Origin of the sequence: Streptomyces sp. NPDC086554, from assembly GCF_040686095.1 — a bacterium.
Classification (GTDB): Bacteria; Actinomycetota; Actinomycetes; order Streptomycetales; family Streptomycetaceae; genus Streptomyces.
In genome coordinates this window covers 266,146-285,385 of sequence record NZ_JBFBJK010000002.1, presented here as the reverse complement: position 1 = coordinate 285,385, position 19,240 = coordinate 266,146, and the positions used below count along the sequence as shown (strand labels likewise).

At 71.5% G+C, this 19,240-nt stretch carries 15 protein-coding genes and 1 pseudogene; 9 read left to right on the top strand and 7 right to left on the bottom strand.

The features are described from left to right. Positions 1–201: 201 nt before the first annotated feature. The gene (locus AB0O76_RS03935; RefSeq protein WP_365485081.1) at positions 202–990 is read right to left on the bottom strand and encodes an aminotransferase class IV family protein; all 789 of its coding nucleotides are present in this window, start codon (positions 988–990) and stop codon (positions 202–204) included. A 116-nt stretch (positions 991–1,106) separates the two neighbouring features. On the opposite strand from AB0O76_RS03935, the gene AB0O76_RS03930 reads away from it, so the two are divergent. Further along, positions 1,107–1,724 (top strand): NAD(P)H-dependent oxidoreductase, encoded by a 618-nt coding sequence (locus tag AB0O76_RS03930; protein WP_365485078.1) that lies wholly within the window; start codon positions 1,107–1,109, stop codon positions 1,722–1,724. A gap of 32 nt (positions 1,725–1,756) precedes the next feature. On the opposite strand, the gene AB0O76_RS03925 is transcribed toward AB0O76_RS03930, so the two are convergent. Then, positions 1,757–3,058 carry a HAMP domain-containing sensor histidine kinase gene (locus AB0O76_RS03925; RefSeq protein ID WP_365485075.1) on the bottom strand — a complete coding sequence of 434 codons (1,302 nt, stop codon included), beginning with the start codon at positions 3,056–3,058 and terminating at the stop codon, positions 1,757–1,759. Further along, positions 3,055–3,789, bottom strand: a complete 735-nt coding sequence (locus AB0O76_RS03920) for a hypothetical protein (protein ID WP_365485072.1) — start codon at positions 3,787–3,789, stop codon at positions 3,055–3,057. The genes AB0O76_RS03925 and AB0O76_RS03920 overlap by 4 nt, the downstream gene beginning before the upstream one ends. 145 nt (positions 3,790–3,934) lie before the next feature. Here AB0O76_RS03920 and cutA point away from each other — a divergent pair, with 145 nt between their 5' ends. From cutA to AB0O76_RS03905, 3 genes and pseudogenes are all read left to right on the top strand, one after another. Beyond that, the gene (cutA, locus tag AB0O76_RS03915; RefSeq protein WP_365485069.1) at positions 3,935–4,279 is read left to right on the top strand and encodes a divalent-cation tolerance protein CutA; all 345 of its coding nucleotides are present in this window, start codon (positions 3,935–3,937) and stop codon (positions 4,277–4,279) included. Continuing rightward, positions 4,276–4,713: a gamma-glutamylcyclotransferase family protein gene (locus tag AB0O76_RS03910; RefSeq protein ID WP_365485066.1), complete on the top strand. Its 438-nt coding sequence runs from the start codon at positions 4,276–4,278 to the stop codon at positions 4,711–4,713. Before cutA ends, AB0O76_RS03910 begins: the two co-directional genes overlap by 4 nt. A gap of 184 nt (positions 4,714–4,897) precedes the next feature. Then, positions 4,898–5,017: pseudogene (locus AB0O76_RS03905) on the top strand (DUF6355 family natural product biosynthesis protein); the annotation flags it as partial. 39 nt (positions 5,018–5,056) lie between these two features. Here AB0O76_RS03905 and AB0O76_RS03900 read toward each other — a convergent pair. Together AB0O76_RS03900 and AB0O76_RS03895 are read right to left on the bottom strand one after the other, a co-directional pair. Further along, positions 5,057–7,174, bottom strand: a complete 2,118-nt coding sequence (locus AB0O76_RS03900) for a molybdopterin oxidoreductase family protein (protein WP_365485063.1) — start codon at positions 7,172–7,174, stop codon at positions 5,057–5,059. A 236-nt stretch (positions 7,175–7,410) separates the two neighbouring features. After that, positions 7,411–8,022: an ElyC/SanA/YdcF family protein gene (locus AB0O76_RS03895; protein ID WP_365485554.1), complete on the bottom strand. Its 612-nt coding sequence runs from the start codon at positions 8,020–8,022 to the stop codon at positions 7,411–7,413. 385 nt (positions 8,023–8,407) lie between these two features. Between AB0O76_RS03895 and AB0O76_RS03890 the strand changes: the two genes are divergently transcribed. The 5 genes from AB0O76_RS03890 to AB0O76_RS03870 all read left to right on the top strand — a co-directional run bounded on the left by AB0O76_RS03890 (position 8,408) and on the right by AB0O76_RS03870 (position 15,506). Then, on the top strand, positions 8,408–9,247 hold the full coding sequence (locus AB0O76_RS03890; RefSeq protein WP_365485552.1) for a sirohydrochlorin chelatase: 840 nt from the start codon (positions 8,408–8,410) through the stop codon (positions 9,245–9,247). An 81-nt stretch (positions 9,248–9,328) separates the two neighbouring features. Beyond that, positions 9,329–10,714 carry a deoxyguanosinetriphosphate triphosphohydrolase gene (locus tag AB0O76_RS03885; protein ID WP_365485060.1) on the top strand — a complete coding sequence of 462 codons (1,386 nt, stop codon included), beginning with the start codon at positions 9,329–9,331 and terminating at the stop codon, positions 10,712–10,714. A 91-nt stretch (positions 10,715–10,805) separates the two neighbouring features. After that, positions 10,806–12,068, top strand: coding sequence for an FAD-dependent oxidoreductase (locus AB0O76_RS03880; RefSeq protein WP_365485057.1), 1,263 nt, complete (start codon positions 10,806–10,808; stop codon positions 12,066–12,068). A 43-nt stretch (positions 12,069–12,111) separates the two neighbouring features. Beyond that, entirely contained in the window at positions 12,112–14,022 is a 1,911-nt protein-coding gene (gene dnaG, locus AB0O76_RS03875; RefSeq protein ID WP_365485054.1) for a DNA primase, read from the top strand. Positions 14,023–14,198: 176 nt separating this feature from the next. Further along, positions 14,199–15,506: a sigma-70 family RNA polymerase sigma factor gene (locus AB0O76_RS03870; protein ID WP_365485051.1), complete on the top strand. Its 1,308-nt coding sequence runs from the start codon at positions 14,199–14,201 to the stop codon at positions 15,504–15,506. 5 nt (positions 15,507–15,511) lie between these two features. Here AB0O76_RS03870 and AB0O76_RS03865 read toward each other — a convergent pair whose 3' ends face one another. Both AB0O76_RS03865 and AB0O76_RS03860 read right to left on the bottom strand, forming a co-directional pair. Then, positions 15,512–17,431, bottom strand: coding sequence for an ABC transporter ATP-binding protein (locus AB0O76_RS03865; RefSeq protein WP_365485048.1), 1,920 nt, complete (start codon positions 17,429–17,431; stop codon positions 15,512–15,514). After that, positions 17,431–19,164 (bottom strand): ABC transporter ATP-binding protein, encoded by a 1,734-nt coding sequence (locus AB0O76_RS03860; protein ID WP_365485045.1) that lies wholly within the window; start codon positions 19,162–19,164, stop codon positions 17,431–17,433. The genes AB0O76_RS03865 and AB0O76_RS03860 overlap by 1 nt, the downstream gene beginning before the upstream one ends. Between the last annotated feature and the right edge of the window lie 76 nt (positions 19,165–19,240).

Below are 19,240 nucleotides of genomic sequence, written 5' to 3'. Positions count from 1 at the left end.
CCCCGCTCTACCGAGGTAAGTGGCACTTGACGGAGCACGCCTCCTGAAGGTCGGTCAGAAACGCTGCGGTGGAGCGGCTTCTGACGGCTCGGCGGCTACGTTCCAGCAGGTCACCCGGCGTGTCGCGGAGCAGAATCCGAAGGGGGTGCGGGGCGCCTGTGAATGGGTGACCCGGGAGCCCGGGACAGACCTGATTCCGCCTCAGACGACGTCCCAGGGGGCGCTCTCGTACGCCTCCGTCACAACCCGCATCAGCTTCGCGTCGACCGTGAACTCCGTGTCGTCGATCCGCCGCACCGGCGCGATGCCGCGCGCGTTGGTGACGAAGGCGGCCGTGTACGACGGCAGGTCCGCGAGGGTGACCGGGGCGTGCCGCGTGGGCTGCCCGGCTTCCGCGAGGCGCGGCTCGATCAGCTGCATCGTGATGCCGGTCAGGCAGGGCGCGTCCGGCCAGACGACCTCCGTCCCGTCGTAGAACGCGATGTTCGTGACGGCGCCCTCGCTGATCGTCCCGTCGGGCCCGGTGAGCAGCGCGTCGTCGAAGCCCGCGCGCCGCGCGAGCTCGCCGTAGCGGGCCTGCCCGAAGCCGCCCAGGTGCTTGATGTGCGGGAAGGGCCGCAGGTAGGGCACCGACTGCAGGGCCTGCGGGTCCGCCGGCATCCGGCCCGGCGCCCGGACGGTGACCATCACGGTCGGTTCGCCGTCGGTGGAGGCATGGACGAGGACGCGTACGGAGGCGTCGGCGATGTCGTCGCGCAGTACGTGCCGGATGAGCCCGCGGACGTGCTCGCCGTCCAACTCGTGGTCGAAGAGCTCGCGCGTCGCCGCGTCGAGCCGGGCCAGATGCAGCGCGAGCCCCTGCACAGCCCCGCCCCTGACCTGCATCGCGGTGAAGTGCCCCACGGCGCCGAGCGCGGGCAGGAGCAGCCGGTCGGCGGTGGCGGCCCGGCCGTCGATCTCAAGGCGCTGTACCAGCGCGGGAGTTGTCATGGTCTCACCGTACGAGGTGGCGGGGACCCCGAGGAGACCCGTCCGTGGAGCCCCGCGCAAGATCGGCCACGGGAGCGACTTGACCTCAAGCAAGGTTGAGATACGAGGCTCTGCTCATGACTCAGAACACGCTTGCAACCAGCACCGCCGATACCGTCACCCCCCTGCGCGTCGCCGTCATCATCGGCAGCAACCGCGAGGGCCGCTTCGGGCCGACCGTCGCCGACTGGCTGCTGTCCCGGCTCGGCGATCGCGAGGACTTCGAGGTGGACGTCGTCGATCTGGCCGAGTCCCGGCTGCCCACCGCGCTCTCCTTCGACCCGTCCCCCGAAGTGGTCGCCGAACTGGAGAAGGTCACCCCGAAGCTGGCCGCCGCCGACGCCTTTGTCGTCCTCACCCCCGAGTACAACCACTCCTACCCCGCGTCGCTGAAGGCCCTCATCGACTGGCACCACGCCGAGTGGCAGGCCAAGCCCCTCGCCTTCGTCTCCTACGGAGGGCTCTCCGGCGGCCTGCGCGCCGTCGAGCATCTGCGCCCGGTCTTCGCCGAGCTGCACACCCACACCATCCGCGACACCGTCTCCTTCCACAACGCGGGCGGGCTCTTCGACGCCGACGGCATCCACAAGGACCCCACCGGCCCTGACGCCGCCGCGAAGGCGATGTTCGATCAGCTGCAGTGGTGGGCCTGGGCGCTGCGGAGCGCCAAGGATGTGCGCCCTTACGGCAGTTGAGTACAGATCGAAGTCGGAGCCGGTGGGCGCGGCTAGGAATCGGCCCGCGGAAGGTGGACCGCCGCCACCGCGCCGCCACCCTCCCCGTTGCTCAGCTCCACGCGGGCGCCGATCACCTGCGCCTGGCCGAACGCGATGGTCAGACCGAGGCCCGTGCCCTGGCCGCGCTCCCGCGCGCCGGTCTGGAAGCGCCGCGGGCCGTCCTCGAGGAGATGCTCCGGGAAGCCGGGCCCCTGGTCGCTGACCGTGACCACGGGCCCGGCGACCCGCACCTCCACCGGGTCCGCGCCGTGCCTGCGGGCGTTCGCCACGAGGTTAGCGACGATCCGCTCCAGGCGGCGCGCGTCGGTGCGTACGAAGACGTCGTCGGGGCCCGTGGCGACGAACCGCACCCTGTACCCCGACCGCCGGACGATCCCCTCGACGAGCCCGGCCGGCGGATGCACCTCCAGGTCGGGCCGCTCCACCTCCGCGTCGAGCCGCGCCACTTCGAGCAGATCCTCCGTGAGGGTGCGCAGGGCCTGCACCCGGTCGAGCACGAGCTCCGTGGGGCGGCCGCGCGGCAGCAGCTCGGCCGCCGTGTGCAGACCGGTCAGCGGGGTGCGCAGCTCGTGGGCGACATCGGCGGTGAAGCGCTGCTCGGCCACCAGACGCCGCTGCAGGGACGCGGCCATCGTGTCGACCGCGGTGGCAAGTTCGGCGACCTCGTCCCCGCCGCGCCCGGTGCTGCCCTGCACGTCGGGCGAGCGCGGATGGCCGATACGTGCGTCGAGCTCGCCCTGGCTGATGCGGCGCGCGGTGGCCGCCGCGGTCCGCAGTTCGCGGCTGAGGCGGCTGGCCAGGGCGGCACCGCCGAGCGCGGCGAGCACGACGACGACGGCCCCCGAGACGATCAGCTGCCGGTCGAACTCGGCCATCTCGGCGGCCTGTTCGGCCAGCGGCTCCCGCACGGACAGGACATGGTCGCCGACCGGCCGCGCCGCCCAGACGGCGGGATCGGCGGCCCCCATGTCGAGGTAGGTGGTCCGCCGCCCGTCCAGCGCGGCGGCCCGCAGCGACGCGGGCAGGTCCGGCGAGTCCAGGGCGGCGACCGTGCCGTCCGATGTGTCCGTGTCGACCTGCCCGGTCAGCTCGTACAGCTGACGCACCCGCACCAGCTGCGCGACGGCACCTGACCTGGCGCCCGAGGAGACCTGTTCGAGCCGTGCGTGGTGCACGAGCAGACCGATGGCCACGGCGACCACCGCGCAGCCGAGCGCGAGCAGCGCGGCGATCTTCCAGCGCAGGCCGAGCGAGTTGAAGGCGGCGCGGGCGCGCCGTGCGATGCCCCTCACGCGCCGGGCTCCGAGCCGCGCGAGGGCGCCGGGGCGGGGGACCGGGTGCGGTCCTGGCCCGGCGTCTTCTCGTAGTTCTTGAAGTTCTTGTAGTTCTTGTAGTTCTTGGTGTCGCTCACCGTGGACATCCGTACGCCGTCCCAGCGGAACCGCACCGCCTGCTCGCCGCCGCCCGCGCACGAGCTGCGCAGCAGCAGATCCGGGCCGATCGTCTCGATGCTCACGCGCTTCCCCGAGGTGAACAGGATGGGGTAGACGCGGCCGCCGAGCGCCCGGTAGACGGCGAGCACGCTGCGTCCGCTCTCCGTGTCGGCGGCCACGAGCAGCTCGGGCTTCCCGTCGCCCGTCAGGTCCGTCAGCATCGGCGGCCTCAGTCCGGCGGGGCCGGGGCGTTCGATCGTGGGGCGGTCGGCGAGGGCGCGCATCCGCGGGTCGGCCCGCAGGACATCGCGGAAGTCGAGTCCGCCGATGCCCTCCTTGCCCACGTCGGGCAGCCCGTCCAGGGGTTCCGGCGGCGGCTGGTGGGTGGCGGTGTCGGCGCCGGGCGCCTTGGACGACGTACCCGACCAGGCGGGCCAGAGCGGCTCGGGGCGCGGCTGCACGGACACGGACGGCGCGGGCTCACCGGAGTCGAGCCCGTCCACGCTGCCGCATCCGGCCAGCACGACGACCACCGCGGCGGCGAAGGGCACGTGGCGCAGGAGACGGGGGCGGGGGCGGCTGAGTTTCATGGCCCTTTCGACGTTAGGAAGCGTCCGTCACGGAGACCGGGAGGTTGTGTAACAGCCGTCGGTACGCCGGTCGGGTGCGCGAGGTTCGGGACCTTCGGCATGGCCGGTGGCCCCGACCTGCGAGACGTCCGGCGAGAATCGGTGCATGACGTCGACGTACGAAACCGGAGAGCCGGCAGTGGTCACCGTGCTGACCACGACCGACACCGCCCAGAAGGCAGAAGACCTCGCGAGCGGCGCGGTGGCGGCGCGGGTCGCCGCGTGCGCGCAGATTGGCGGGCCCGTCGTCTCGGTCTACTCGTGGGAGGGCGGCATCGAGACCGCGCGGGAGTGGCAGGTCCTGTTCAAGACGGCGGCCGCGCGGTACGACGCCCTGGAGGCATGGCTGACCGCTGCCCACGACTACGACACGCCCGAGATCATCGCGACGCCGGTGGTGCGGGGCAGCGCCGCGTATCTGGAGTGGGTGGAGCGGGAGACCGCCGAGTGAGCCCGGCGGCGGCGCGGCTGCCGTTCTTCGTGTACGGGACGCTGCGGCCGGGCGAGCGCAACCATGACGTCCACCTGCGCGGCCGCGTCGCCGCGGAGGAGCCCGCGCGGCTCGCGGGGGCGGTCCTGTACGCGGGGCCCGGCTATCCGTACCTGGTGGAGGACCCCGAAGCGGGCCCGGTGCGCGGTGAGTTGATCACCGCACTGCCGTCCGCGTACGACCGGCTCCTCGCCGAGCTCGACGTACTGGAGGACTACGTGCCGGGCGATCCCCGGAATCTGTACGAGCGGGTGGTGCGGGACGTGACCCTGCTCGACGGGACGACGTCCCGGGCCTGGGTGTACGTGGCGGCGCCTCGGGTGGCGGCGGGGCTGCGGGCCTCGGGGGCGGTGATCGGGGGAGGGGACTGGGCGTTGTTCCGTGCGGGGCGGTGAGGGCGTGCCGGGGCCGGTCCGTGGCGCGGATTTCGCAGCTCAAACGCCTGCGCACTCGATCCGGTGGACTCCGTCACCTGTGCGAGCGACGCGGATGATCACGAGCAGTGCCCGCTGTAACACTCTCTGTGCGCATCAGTCGGTGCGTTCGTCGGTGCGCGAGCACCACGTCCTCAAGCAGAAGTTGTCCCATGAGCCTTCGTCGTTCTCTGGCCTCACCGCCGTCATGGACCCCTGCGGGTTCTACGAGACCAGCAGCGACGCGTTCTACAACCACTGCACGGGCGACGGCTCGCGCATCGTAGGACGCACCTGCTGACTCCGGCAGGAGCGTGACCGCGGGCTACTCCCTCTCAAGCCGTACCGCACACACCTTGAACTCCGGCATCCGGGACACGGGGTCGAGTGCCGGATTCGTCAGGGAGTTGGCCCGCCCCTCGCCCGGCCAGTGGAACGGCATGAAGACGGTGTCCGAGCGGATCGCGCCGGTGATCCGCGCCGGGGCGACGGCCCGCCCCCGCCGCGAGACCACGGTCACCGGCTCGCCCTCCGCGATCCGCAGCCGCGCGGCGAGCCGCGGATGCAGCTCCACGAAGGGCCCGGGGGCGGCGGAGTTGAGCTCGTCGACGCGGCGCGTCTGGGCCCCCGACTGGTACTGCGCGAGCACCCGCCCGGTGGTCAGCAGCACCGGATATTCCGCGTCCGCCTCCTCGGCGGCGGCCCGGTGCACGACGGGCACGAACCGCGCGAGCCCGTCCTCGGTGGCGAACCGGTCGAGGAAGAGGCGCGGGGTCCCGGGGTGCACGGCGTCCGTCTCTTCCTCTTCCTCCTCCGCCGGGGCCAGGTCCTCCGCCGGGCACGGCCAGAACACTCCCTCGCCGTTGCCCTCCTTCAGGCGTGCGTACGAGATGCCCGAGTAGTCCGCGGGGCCGCCCGCGCTCGCCCTGCGCAGTTCCTCGAAGATCTCCTCCGGGTCCGTCGGGAAGCCCTTCTCGTGGCCGAGGCGGGCGGCGAGGCCATGGAGCACGTCCAGGTCGCTGCGCACCCCGTCGGGCGCCGTCACCGCCTGGCGGCGCAGAAGCACCCTGCCCTCCAGGTTCGTCACCGTGCCCGTCTCCTCGGCCCACTGCGTCACCGGCAGCACGACATCGGCCAGTTGAGCCGTCTCGGAGAGGACGACGTCGGCCACGGCCAGAAAGTCGAGCGACCGCAGCCGCTCCTCCACGTGTGCGGCGCGCGGCGCAGAGACGACCGGGTTGGAGCCCATCAGGAGCAGCGACTTGATGTCCCCGCCGAGCGCGTCGAGCAGTTCGTACGCGGACCGGCCGGGGCCCGGCAGCGAATCGGGGTCGACGCCCCACACCTCGGCGACATGCGCCCGCGCCGCCGGGTCCGTCAGCTTGCGGTAGCCGGGCAGCTGGTCCGCCTTCTGGCCGTGCTCGCGTCCGCCCTGCCCGTTGCCCTGCCCGGTCAGACAGCCGTAACCGGCCAGCGGGCGGCCCGCGTTCCCGGTGGCGAGGCACAGGTTGATCCAGGCGCCGACCGTGTCCGTGCCCTTGGACTGCTGCTCGGGGCCGCGCGCGGTCAGCACCATCGCCGACTCCGCGCCACAGAACATCTCCACTGCGTCCCGCAGCTGAGGCACCGGAACGCCGCTGATCCGCTCCACGTACTCCGGCCAGTGCGCCATAGCCGCCGCCCGCGCCTCCTCCCAGCCGCTCGTCCGCTCCGCGATGAACGCCTCGTCCGTCCGCCCCTCGGCCACCACCAGATGCAGCAGCCCGAGGGCGAGCGCCAGGTCGGTGCCGGGGCGCGGCGCCAGATGCAGATCGGCCTGCTCGGCGGTGCGGGTCCTGCGCGGGTCGACGACGATCAACTTGCCGCCGTTGGCCTTCAGCTCCGTCAGATAGCGCAACGCGGGCGGCATCGTCTCGGCGAGGTTCGAGCCGACGAGGATCACACAGCCGGTGCGCGGCACGTCGGCCAGCGGAAACGGCAGACCCCGGTCGAGCCCGAAGGCCCGCTGCCCGGCGGCCGCCGCCGACGACATGCAGAACCGGCCGTTGTAGTCGATCTGCGACGTGCCGAGCACCACCCGCGCGAACTTCCCGAGCGCGTACGCCTTCTCGTTGGTCAGACCGCCGCCGCCGAACACCCCGCACGCGTCCGGGCCATGCTCCGTACGCGTGCGGGAGAGCCCTTCGGCGACACGGCCGACGGCCTCCTCCCAGGTGGCCGGTTCGAGCCGGCCCGTGGCGTGGGATCGGATGAGTGGCTCGGTCAGGCGCACCCGGGAGGAGAGCACAGCGGGCGCAGTGCGGCCCTTGCCGCACAGCGCGCCCCCGTTCACGGGGAACTCGGGACGCTCCACGACCTCCACCCCGCCGGGGCCGGATGCCAGGCCCATCCCGCATTGCAGCGCGCAGTACGGACAGTGGGTCGATGTCGCCTTGGAGTGCATACCAGCCAGAGTCCGACACGCGTGTTACACCCCCCGACGCGCTCGCGTTACACACGCGGTAACCCGACCTCAGCGACCCCCACACCCCACTGTGAGCCCCGTCAGGGACGCGGACCCCGGTCCAGGTCGTGCCCCTTTAGGGGCGCGGGGAACGGCGCGAGGATGGACCACGACCCGCACCCGGCGGCCAAGCGGCACCAGGCAGACGCATCCCCGACCCCGCTCAAAGGCCAGGCTCAACGAGGCGCGGCCAGCGCCCGGTCCACGCCCGGCTCCCGGGGCCCCAGGAACCGCGGATCCGGTTGAAACGCCGAGTCCAACGCCGCCTTGCCCGCCGCGAACAGCTCCCGCGCCCCGCCGTAGTACCACGTCGCATCGTGCTTGGCGTCGACCCCGACGCCGTACGACGCCACGCCCGCCGCGCGGCACAGCGCGACCGCCCTGCGTATGTGGAAGCCCTGGCTGATCAGCACCGCCCGGTCGACGCCGAACACCTTCTTGGCCCGCACACAGGAGTCCCAGGTGTCGAAGCCCGCGTAGTCGCTGACGATCCGCCGCCCCGGCACACCGCGCTCGGTCAGATACGCGCGCATCGCGTCCGGCTCGTCGTAGTCCTCCCGGCTGTTGTCCCCGGTGACGAGGACGACCTCTATCCGCCCCGACTCGTACAGCTCGGCCGCCGCGTCCAGGCGGTGCGCGAGATACGGCGACGGCTCGCCCTCCCACAGCCCCGCGCCGAAGACCACCGCGACCCGCGTGTGCGGCACATCCGCCGTCGTACGCAACCGGCCGTCCGTCGTCACGAACAGCCACGTCGCAGGCAGCAGCGCCACTACACAGGCGGCCATGAAGCCCTGCACGGCCCGCCGCTGCCCCCGCCGCGTGCGCGGCAGCCGCGGCCGCAGCCGCCGCACTCGGGCCCACAGAGGTGTGACCCCTTGCTTCCAATGGGCCCACCGCGCCCACCCCGGCCGTTCCATCCCGAACCCCCGTCCCCCGCCGGATCCCCCGATCCGATCACTGCGCACAACGGTAAGCGAGCCCACCGACAAACGCTGACAACACTGCTCCGCCCGCCGTGAGCCCGGCTGAAACGACCCGTCACCGGCGCGCAACGCCGACGCAATCTGCCGCGGCCATCCTCGGTTCATGACGGCGTCGAACCCTCTTCGCGACGAGTCCTCTGTGCCCCAGCTCCTGAACGGCACCCCTCTCGAAAGCACGGCGCAACTCATGGACCGGATCACCAGCCAGCTCGGCAGCCAGCTCAATCTCGTGTCGCTCGACGGCAGGCGCCGCACCGACCCGGCGCCCGCGCTCGTCGTCGTCGCGCACGGCAGCCGCGACCCGCGCACCCTCACCACCGTCTCGGCCCTGCTCGAACGGATCCGCGAGCTGCGCCCCGGACTCACCGTGCGGCTCGGCCACATCGAGCTGAACGAACCGCTGCTCCCCGACACCCTCGCCGCGGCGACCGGCTCCGCCGTCCTCGTGCCGCTGCTGCTCAGCCGCGGCTACCACGTCAAGCAGGACATCCCCGACGCGATCGCCGCCGCCCCGCACCTCGACGCGCGCGTCGCCGCCCCGCTCGGCCCGCACCCCCTGCTCGTCGACGCGCTGCACGCCCGGCTCGTCGACGCGGGCTGGCCGACCCGCCCGAGCGAGGCCGTGCGCCGCACCAGCGGAGTGGTGCTCGCCGCCGCCGGCTCCCGCGACCCGGACTCCGCCGCCGACACCCGGCGTACGGCGGATCTCCTCGCGCAGCGCCTCGGCGTGCCGGTCGTCCCCGCCTACGCATCGCCCACCGCGCACGCCCCGCTCACCGTGCCCGCCGCCGTGCGCTCGCTCGCCGCCCGCGGACGTCACCGGGCCGCCGTCGCCTCGTACTTCACCGCGCCGGGCCGGTTCGCCGCGCAGTGCGCCGAGGCCGCTCCCTGGATCGCGGCCGCCCCGCTCGGCGACCACCAGGCGATGGCCCGCCTCGTCCTGCACCGCTACGAACAGGCCCGGACCACGGCACCGGCGGCGACGGCGGCGACCTGGCCCCCGGCCCGTCAGCTGACCTCCGCCTGACGCAGGACCGCCCCTCGGCCGCGCGGCCGATGAGGGACCCCTGAAGCCCCCTTTGTCACTGCTTGCGTTTACTGTCGGTGCATGGAAGGCACTGCACCGAACGCGTACGACGACGAGGCTGCCTACGACGAGGCGGCCTGTGACAAGGCCGCCTACGACAAAGCTGCCTACGACAAAGCTGCCGTCGAGCGATGGGCCGCCGAGCCGGACAAGAGGCCGGGGCGCACCGCCTTCCAGCGGGACCGCGCGCGTGTCCTGCACTCCGCGGCGCTGCGCCGCCTCGCCGGGAAGACCCAGGTGGTCACCCCCGGCACGCGGAGCAACGAGGCCTGGGACGCCAGCGCACGCACCCGCCTGACGCACTCCCTGGAGTGTGCCCAGGTCGGCCGCGAGCTGGGCGCGGCCCTCGGCTGCGACCCGGACCTGGTGGAGACGGCCTGCCTCGCGCACGACATGGGCCACCCGCCCTTCGGGCACAACGGCGAGCAGGCGCTGAACGAAGTCGCCGAGAGCTGCGGCGGTTTCGAGGGCAACGCGCAGTCGCTGAGACTCCTCACCCGCATCGAACCGAAGCGCTTCATCAGAAGCGAGGAGACCGACGAACTGGTCAGCGTGGGCCTCAACCTGACCCGCGCCGCCCTGGACGCCGCCACCAAGTACCCCTGGCCGCGCGGCTCCCACCCCACCGACCCGGCATCCCTCAAGTTTGGGGTCTACGAGGACGACCGGCCGGTCTTCGACTGGGTCCGCAAGGAGGCCCCCGGCCGTCGCACCTGCTTCGAGGCCCAGGTCATGGACTGGTCGGACGACGTCGCGTACTCGGTGCACGACTTCGAGGACGGCCTGCACGCCGGACACCTCGACCCGAACGTGCTGCACGCCGAGCCCGAGCGCCGGGACATCTTCGCCGTGGCGATCGGCCGCTACGTACCGGCGGACACCGACCCCGAAGAGCTGTCCCAGGCACTCGACCGGCTCCTCGACCAGGAGTGGTGGCCGCACGGGTACGACGGCTCTGCCGTCGCCCAGGCCCGGTTGAAGGACGCCACGAGCCAGCTCATCGGCCGCTTCTGCCTCGCCGCCGAGGCCGCGACGCGCGCGCGGTACGGCACGGGCCCGCTCACCCGGTACGGCGCCGAGCTCGTCGTCCCGCGCGGCGCCCGCCACGAGTGCGCGGTCCTCAAGGCCGTCGCCGACCGCTATGTGATGCAGCGCCCCGCCCAGGAGCGGCTCCGCGCCGACCAGCGGATCGTCGTCGCCGAGCTGGCCGATGCGCTCACGGCCCGCGCCCCCGAAGGACTCGACCCACAGTTCCGCGCGCTGTACGACGCGGCGCCGGACGACCGCGCGGCCCTGCGCGTGGTCGTCGACCAGATCGCGTCACTCACGGACGCCGCCGCCCGCTCGCTGCACGCGCGGCTCACCGCACGGCGCCCCATTTCCGAGCAGACCGACCACGGGGCGTGACGAAAACTGGCCGGATAGGGGCCCAACCCCTTCCCCCATCACGCTCCGTGCGGGACGCTCCCCTGACGGCAAGGCTTTGAGGAGGCATCAAGTGGTCGACGCGGATCAGACGTTCGTCATTGTCGGAGGAGGTCTCGCGGGCGCGAAGGCGGCCGAGACACTCCGGTCCGAGGGCTTCACCGGCCGGGTGATCCTCATCGGTGACGAACGCGACCACCCGTACGAGCGCCCGCCCCTGTCGAAGGGGTATCTGCTGGGCAAGGAGGAGCGGGACAGCGTCTTCGTCCATGAACCCGCCTGGTACGCGCAGTCGGACGTGGAGCTGCACCTCGGCCAGACCGTCGTCGCCATCGACCGCACCGCCAAGGCCGTCCGCCTCGGGGACGGCGCCGTCATCCACTACGACCGGCTGCTTCTGGCCACCGGCGCCGAGCCGCGCCGCCTCGACGTGCCGGGCACCGACCTGGTGGGCGTGCACCATCTGCGCCGCCTCGCGCACGCCGACCGGCTGCGTCAGGTTCTCGCCAGTCTCGGCCGCGACAACGGCCACCTGGTGATCGCCGGCGCCGGCTGGATCGGCCTGGAGATCGCCGCGGCCGCGCGGACGTACGGCGCGGAGGTCACGGTCGTCGAGCCCGAGCCCACCCCGCTGCACGCGGTCCTCGGCCCCGAGCTCGGCCAGATGTTCGCCGACCTGCACGCCGAGCACGGCGTCCGCTTCCACTTCGGAGCGAAGCTCACCGAGATCACGGGACAGGACGGCATGGTCCTCGCCGCCCGCACCGACGACGGCGAGGAGCACCCGGCGCACGACGTGCTGGCCGCGATCGGCGCCGCCCCGCGCACCGCGCTCGCCGAGTCGGCCGGGCTCGACATCGCCGACCGGGCGCACGGCGGCGGAATCGTCGTCGACGCCTCCCTGCGCACCTCGGACCCGGACATCTTCGCGGCGGGCGACGTGGCCGCCGTCCTGCACCCGCTCTTCGACATGAGGCTGCGCGTGGAGCACTGGGCGAACGCCCTCAACGGCGGCCCGGCGGCCGCCCGCGCGATGCTCGGCAGGGACGTGACGTACGACCGGGTGCCGTACTTCTTCTCCGACCAGTACGACGTGGGCCTGGAGTACTCGGGATGGGCGCCGCCCGGGACGTACGACCAGGTCGTGGTCAGGGGCGACGCCGGGAAGCGGGAGTTCGTCGCCTTCTGGCTGAGCGAGGGACGGATCCTCGCCGGGATGAACGTGAATGTGTGGGACGTCACGGACACCATCCAGAAGCTGATCCGCGCGGGTGCCCGGCCGCCCGCCGAGTCGCTCTCCGACCCGTCCGTCCCGCTGGAGTCGCTGCTCGGGTGAAGGGCCGGGCTGGAGTGTCACAGCAGGGCCGTAGTATTCCTACGTGGCAGGCAGGATCAATGACGAGGACGTGAAGGCGGTTCGGGACGCGGTCCCGATCGACGCCGTGGTCTCCGACTACCTCCAGCTGCGCAACGCGGGGGGCGGCAACCTCAAGGGTCTGTGCCCCTTCCACGACGAGAAGTCACCGTCCTTCCAGGTCAGCCCGAGCAAGGGTCTCTTCCACTGCTTCGGCTGCCAGGAAGGCGGCGACACGATCGCCTTCGTGATGAAGATCGACCACCTCACCTTCTCGGAGACGGTCGAGCGCCTCGCCGCCCAGGCGGGCATCACGCTGCGGTACGAGGAGGGCGGGTACAACCCCTCGAACCAGCGCGGCGAGCGCATCCGCCTCGTCGAGGCCCACAAGATCGCCACGCAGTTCTACATCGACCAGCTGGAGAGCCCCGAGGCGGAGATCGGCCGCAAGTTCCTCGCCGAGCGCGGCTTCGACCAGGCCGCGGCCGCGCACTTCGGCGTGGGCTACAGCCCGGCGGGCTGGGACCACCTCACCCGCTTCCTGCGCGGCAAGGGCTTCAGCGACAAGGAACTGACGCTCTCCGGCCTCTCCCAGGAGGGCCGTCGCGGCCCCATCGACCGCTTCCGCGGCCGCCTGATGTGGCCGATCCGCGACATCAGCGGCGAGGTCGTCGGCTTCGGAGCCCGCAAGCTGCGCGACGACGACAACGGCCCCAAGTACCTGAACACCCCCGAGACCCCGATCTACAAGAAAGGCCAGGTCCTGTACGGCGTCGACCTGGCCAAGAAGGAGATCGCCAAGACCTCCCGCGCGGTCGTCGTCGAGGGGTACACGGACGTCATGGCCTGCCATCTCGCCGGCGTCACCACCGCCATCGCGACCTGCGGCACGGCCTTCGGCGGCGATCACATCAAGATCCTGCGCCGCCTCCTGATGGACAACGGCTCGGCTCGGGTGATCTTCACCTTCGACGGCGACGCGGCGGGCCAGAAGGCCGCCCTGCGCGCCTTCGAGGACGACCAGAAGTTCGCCGCCGAGACGTACATCGCCATCGCGCCCGAGGGCATGGACCCCTGCGAGCTGCGCCTGGCCAAGGGGGACGGAGCGGTCGCCGACCTCGTGGAACCCCGTACGCCGCTCTTCGAGTTCGCGCTGCGCCAGATCGTCGGGCGGTACGACCTGGAGACCCCCGCGGGCCGCGCCGCCGCCCTGGACGAGGCGGGCCCCGTCGTGGCCCGCATCAAGAACAGCGGCGCGCAGCACGAGGTGGCCGTCCAGCTCGCCGGCATGCTCGGCATCCTGGACACCCAGTTCGTCGTCAAGCGCGTTGCCCAGCTGGCCCGTTGGGCCCGCGACCGCGGTGGCCGCGGCCCCGCCCCCCAGCAGCGCGCGGGCCAGCAGCAGAACCAGTCGTACGGCCCCTCGGCGCCCGCCGCCCCCGCAGGTCCCGCACTGAACCTGCGCAGCCCCGCCCACCGCACCGAGCGCGAGCTGCTCAAGCTGGCCCTGCAGCGCCCGGAGTTGGTCTCCCCGACGTTCGACGCGTACGGCGTGGACGAGTTCACCGCCCCGCCGTACGCCGCGGTGCGCCGCTGCGTGGAGGAGGCGGGCGGCGCCGACGCGGGCATCGCCGAGCCGCAGGCCTATCTCGCACGGGTCCTGGACGCCGCACCCGACAACACGGTCCGCGCCATGGTCACCGAGCTGGCCGTGGAAGCGATCCTGCGCAAAACGGTCGACGAGATGTACGCGGGCATTCAGCTCGTCCAGGTCAGGCTGCGCGCCGTCGACCGCCGCATCCGCGAGGTCCAGGGCAGCCTGACCCGCCTGGGCGGCCAGGGCGACCCGGCGCAACTGGCCGCTGTCCAGAACGAGTTGTGGGTACTCCAGCAGTACGCCCAGGCGCTGCGCGAGCGAGGCGCGGACGCCCTCTAGGGGACCTCTAGGGGCTCGCTCCGGACGTGCTTCGAGGCTCGCCCCGTACGCGTTCTGAGGTTCACCCCGGAAGGGCCTGGTTACCCGTCGGGTAACCACCCGGTCACAGACCGGACTCAAAAAGTCACCGCACGCCCCTCGTGGCGGCCGTGTGTCGTGCCCCACACTGGGTTGCGGTGCCTGAGTCCTCGGAGCGCGGCCGGCCCGCAGACAGCGAATGCGGAACCGGTACACCCGCGATTCCACACATCGTGTTCGGGACGGACAGCGGCGAGGCCGTCGAAGCCGATCCCGCTGTACCGCTGCCGCACGCCTCAGCAGCGATCATCATGGAGGTCGCCCCCGTGCAGACCCAGACCCTCACACAGAGCGAGACCGCCGTGCCCGCGGAAGCGGGTGCGGAAGCCGGCGCGGACGTCATAGCGGCCGTACCGCCGCAGAGCCGCGCCGCACGGCACCCGGAGACGGGCCCCGCGGGCACCGAGGCCCCGGACTCCCCCGAACCCGCCGAGGCGCTCGAACCGGACACCGGCGAGCTGCCCCCGGCACCTCGCGGCCGCACCGACACCGGCGGCCCGTCGTCCGACCTGTTCCGGCAGTATCTGCGCGAGATCGGCCGCATCCCGCTGCTCACGGCGGCGGAGGAAGTGGAGCTCGCGCGCAGCGTCGAGGCCGGGCTCTTCGCCGAGGAGAAGCTGCGGCTCGCCCCCGACCTGGACTCCCAACTCGCGCTCGACCTGGACAAGTTGGTGGTCGCGGGCCGGATGGCCAAGCGCCGCCTGATCGAGGCGAACCTCCGCCTGGTCGTCTCCGTCGCCAAGCGGTACGTGGGGCGCGGGCTGACCATGCTCGACCTCGTCCAGGAAGGAAATCTGGGCCTGATCAGGGCGGTTGAGAAGTTCGACTACGCCCGGGGCTACAAGTTCTCGACGTACGCGACCTGGTGGATCCGCCAGGCCATGTCGCGGGCCCTCGCCGACCAGGCCCGCACCATCCGCGTACCCGTACACGTCGTGGAGCTGATCAACCGCGTCGTGCGCGTCCAGCGCCGCATGCTCCAGGAGCGCGGCTACGAACCGACGCCCGAAGAGGTGGCGGCCCACCTGGACCTGCCGCACGAGCGGGTCAGTGAAGTCCTGCGCCTGGCTCAGGAACCGGTGTCGCTGCACGCGCCCGTGGGCGAGGAGGACGATGTCGCGCTCGGCGACCTCATCGAGGACGGCGACGCGACAAGTCCCGTGGAATCAGCGGCGTTCCTGCTGCTCCGCGAGCACCTGGAGGCGGTGCTCTCCACGCTCGGCGAGCGCGAACGCAAGGTGGTCCAGCTCCGCTACGGCCTGGCGGACGGCAGGCCCCGCACCCTGGAGGAGATCGGCCGGATCTTCGGCGTGACGCGCGAACGCATCCGCCAGATCGAATCCAAAACCCTCAACAAGCTGCGGGACCACGCCTTCGCGGACCAACTACGGGGCTACCTCGACTAGTCGACCTAGTCGACCTCGACCACAGCCTCGGCGAACTGGGCCTTGTACAGCCGCTCGTACGCCCCACCGGCGGCCAGCAGCGCATCATGCGTACCCTGCTCGACGATGTCCCCGTCCTCCATCACCAGGATGGTGTCCGCGTCCCGGATCGTGGAGAGCCGGTGGGCAATGACGAACGAGGTCCGCCCGTGCGCGAGGCGGGCCATGGCCTTCTGGATGAGCACCTCGGTCCGCGTGTCCACGGAACTGGTCGCCTCATCAAGGACGAGGATCACGGGGTCGGACAGGAACGCCCGCGCGATCGTGATCAACTGCTTCTCGCCCGCACTCACCCCCGTGCCCTCGTCGTCGATCACCGTGTCGTAGCCATCGGGCAGCGTCCGGCAGAAGCGATCGGCGTGGGCCGCCCGCGCCGCCTCCTCGATCTCCTCGCGGGTGACGTCCTTGGCCGCTCCGTACGCGATGTTCTCCGCGATGGTGCCGCCGAACAGCCAGGTGTCCTGGAGCACCATGCCGATGCCGGACCGCAGTTCGTCGCGCGACATCCTCGCGATGTCGACCCCGTCGAGCGTGATGCGCCCGCCGGTGACCTCGTAGAACCGCATCAGAAGATTGACCAGCGTGGTCTTGCCCGCGCCGGTCGGTCCGACGATGGCCACCGTGTGGCCGGGCTCGACCTTCAGGGAGAGGTCCTCGATGAGCGGCTTGTCCTTGTCGTAGCGGAAGGACACATGCTCCATCTCGACCCGGCCGCGCAGATTCTCCGGACGCTCACCAGGCACCGGGTCCGCCTCCTGCTCGTCCGCGTCGAGCAGTTCGAAGATCCGCTCGGCGGACGCGACACCGGACTGCACCAGGTTCGCCATCGACGCGACCTGCGTGAGCGGCATCGAGAACTGCCGCGAGTACTGGATGAAGGCCTGCACATCGCCGATCGACAGCGCGCCCGACGCGACCCGGAGGCCACCCACCACGGCCACGAGCACATAATTGAGGTTCGACATGAAGAACATCAGCGGCTGCATCGCCCCGCTGTTGAACTGCGCCTTGAACCCGGCCTCGTACAGCGCGTCGTTCTGCTCGGCGAAGGCCTTCGCCGACTCCTCCTGACGCCCGAACACCTTCACCAGGCTGTGCCCGGTGTACATCTCCTCGATGTGCGCGTTGAGCTTGCCGGTGGTCTTCCACTGCTGCACGAACTGCGGCTGCGACCGCTTGCCGACCTTCGTGGCGACGAAGAACGACAGCGGCACGGTGATCAGCGCCACCAGCGCGAGCAGCGGCGACACATAGAACATCATCACCAGTACGCCGATGATGGTGAGAGCCGAGTTCACCAGCTGACCCATGGTCTGCTGCAGCGTCTGCCCGATGTTGTCGATGTCGTTGGTGGCCCGGCTGAGCACCTCGCCGCGCTGCCGCTTGTCGAAGTACGACAGGGGGAGCCGCGACAGCTTCGTCTGTACGTCGCCGCGCAGCCGGAAGACGGTCCGGTTGATGGCGCGGTTCGAAAGCCGCGTCGCCACGAGCATCAGCAGCCCGGCCACCAGGAACGTGCCGAGCGCGAGCAGCAGCACCTCGCCCACGGCACCGAAGTCGATGCCCTTGCCCGGCGTGAAGTCGACCCCGGAGAGCATGTCGGCCATGCCGCCGTCGCCCTTGTCCCGCAGGTTCTCGATCGCCTGGTCCTTGGTGACGCCGTCCGGCATGTCACGGCCGACGATGCCCGCGAAGAGCAGGTCGGTGGCCCTGCCGAGGATCTTCGGGCCGAGCACGCTGAGCGCCACGCTGAGTACGCCGGCGGCGATCATCCCGTACATCGTGGTGCGCTCGGGCCTGAACTGCGCCAGGAGCCGCTTGCCGGACCCCTTGAAGTCCATGGACCGGGAGTCCGGCCCCATCATCTGTCCGCCCGGACCGGCCATTACGCGGCCTCCGCTTCCGTCAGCTGGGAGAGCACGATCTCCCGGTAGGTCTCATTGCTCTCCATCAGCTCGTGATGGCGTCCCGTCCCCACGACCCGGCCCTCGTCGAGGACGACGATGCGGTCGGCGTCCCGGATCGTCGACACGCGCTGGGCGACGATCACGACGGTCGCCTCGGCGGTCTCGCGGGACAGGGCGCTTCGGAGCGCCGCGTCCGTCGCGTAGTCGAGGGCCGAGAACGAGTCGTCGAAGAGGTAGATCTCCGGGCGCTGGACCAGCGTCCGCGCGATGGACAGACGCTGGCGCTGACCACCGGAGACGTTGGTGCCGCCCTGCGAGATGGGCGCGTTGAGCCCCTCCTCCAGGCCTGCGACGAAGCCCTTGGCCTGGGCGACGTCGAGGGCGTGCCAGAGCTCCTCGTCCGTCGCGTCCGGGTTGCCGTAACGGAGGTTGGTGGCGACCGTGCCGGCGAAGAGGTACGGCTTCTGCGGGACCAGGCTCACGGTCTTCGCGAGCAGCGCGGGCTCGACGGTGCCCACGTCGACGCCGCCGACCAGGACCTGCCCCTCGGTCGCGTCGATCAGCCGCGGTACGAGGTTGAGCAGCGTCGACTTGCCGCTGCCGGTCGACCCGATCACCGCGGTCGTCTCGCCGGGGCGCGCCACCAGGCCGATCGCCTTGAGCACGGGCTCCTCGGCGCCGGGGTAGCGGAAGCCCGCGGCTCGGATCTCCAGGTGGCCGTGGCTGCGCAGTTCGCGTACCGGGTCGGCCGGGGGCACCACGCTGCTCTCGGTGTCCAGGACCTCCTCGATGCGCTCGGCGCAGACCTCGGCGCGCGGCACCATCATGAACATGAAGGTGGCCATCATCACGGACATCACGATCTGCATCAGATACGCGAGGAACGCGGTGAGCGCCCCGATCTCCATGCCGCCGCTGTCGATGCGGTGCGCGCCGAACCACACCACGGCGATCGACGAGATGTTCACGACGGTCATGACGATCGGGAACATCAGCGCGAGCAGCTTGCCGGTGCCGAGCGACACGTCGGTCAGCGCGCCGTTGGCCTGCCGGAAGCGGTCCTTCTCGTACTCGTCGCGCACGAAGGCGCGGATGACACGGTTGCCGGTGATCTGCTCGCGCAGGACCCGGTTCACGGTGTCGAGGCGTTCCTGCATCGTGCGGAAGAGCGGCCGCAGCCGCTTCACGATGAGGCTCACGCAGATCCCGAGGACGGGCACGACCGCGACGAGGACACCCGAGAGCGGTACGTCGAGGCCGAGGGCCATGATGATGCCGCCGACGCACATGATCGGCGCCGACACCATCAGCGTGAACGACATCAGGACCAGCATCTGCACCTGCTGGACGTCGTTCGTGGTCCTGGTGATCAGGGAGGGCGCGCCGAAGTGGCCCAACTCCCGTGCGGAGAAGGCCTGTACGCGGTCGAAGACTGCGGCCCGGATGTCGCGGCCGAGGGCGGACGCGGTGCGGGCGCCGTAGTAGACGGCGCCCACGTTGCAGACCACCTGGGCGACGGTGACGGCGATCATGACGCCGCCGAACGACAGGATGTAGCCCGTGTCCCCCTTCACGACACCCTTGTCGATGATGTCGGCGTTGAGCGTGGGCAGATACAGCGAGGCGCAGGTCTGCAGGAACTGCAGCAGCACCAGCAGGGCGATGGGCTTCTTGTACGGGCCCAGGTGGGCCCGCAGGAGTCGTATGAGCACGGGGTCTCTTCGAGAGGCGTGGGCAGGGTTTCTGGCGAGGTCGCCCCCCATACTCCGATACCGCACCGGGGCGTGT

Excerpts from the sequence above, each read along its gene's own strand:
- AB0O76_RS03865 (WP_365485048.1), bottom strand. The coding sequence starts at position 17,431 with ATGGCCGGTCCGGGCGGACAGATGATGGGGCCGGACTCCCGGTCCATG.
- cutA (WP_365485069.1), top strand. The coding sequence starts at position 3,935 with ATGACGTCGACGTACGAAACCGGAGAGCCGGCAGTGGTCACCGTGCTG.
- AB0O76_RS03935 (WP_365485081.1), bottom strand. The coding sequence starts at position 990 with ATGACAACTCCCGCGCTGGTACAGCGCCTTGAGATCGACGGCCGGGCC.
- AB0O76_RS03930 (WP_365485078.1), top strand. The coding sequence starts at position 1,107 with ATGACTCAGAACACGCTTGCAACCAGCACCGCCGATACCGTCACCCCC.
- AB0O76_RS03890 (WP_365485552.1), top strand. The coding sequence starts at position 8,408 with ATGGACCGGATCACCAGCCAGCTCGGCAGCCAGCTCAATCTCGTGTCG.
- AB0O76_RS03885 (WP_365485060.1), top strand. The coding sequence starts at position 9,329 with ATGGAAGGCACTGCACCGAACGCGTACGACGACGAGGCTGCCTACGAC.
- AB0O76_RS03900 (WP_365485063.1), bottom strand. The coding sequence starts at position 7,174 with ATGCACTCCAAGGCGACATCGACCCACTGTCCGTACTGCGCGCTGCAA.
- AB0O76_RS03895 (WP_365485554.1), bottom strand. The coding sequence starts at position 8,022 with ATGGCCGCCTGTGTAGTGGCGCTGCTGCCTGCGACGTGGCTGTTCGTG.
- AB0O76_RS03920 (WP_365485072.1), bottom strand. The coding sequence starts at position 3,789 with ATGAAACTCAGCCGCCCCCGCCCCCGTCTCCTGCGCCACGTGCCCTTC.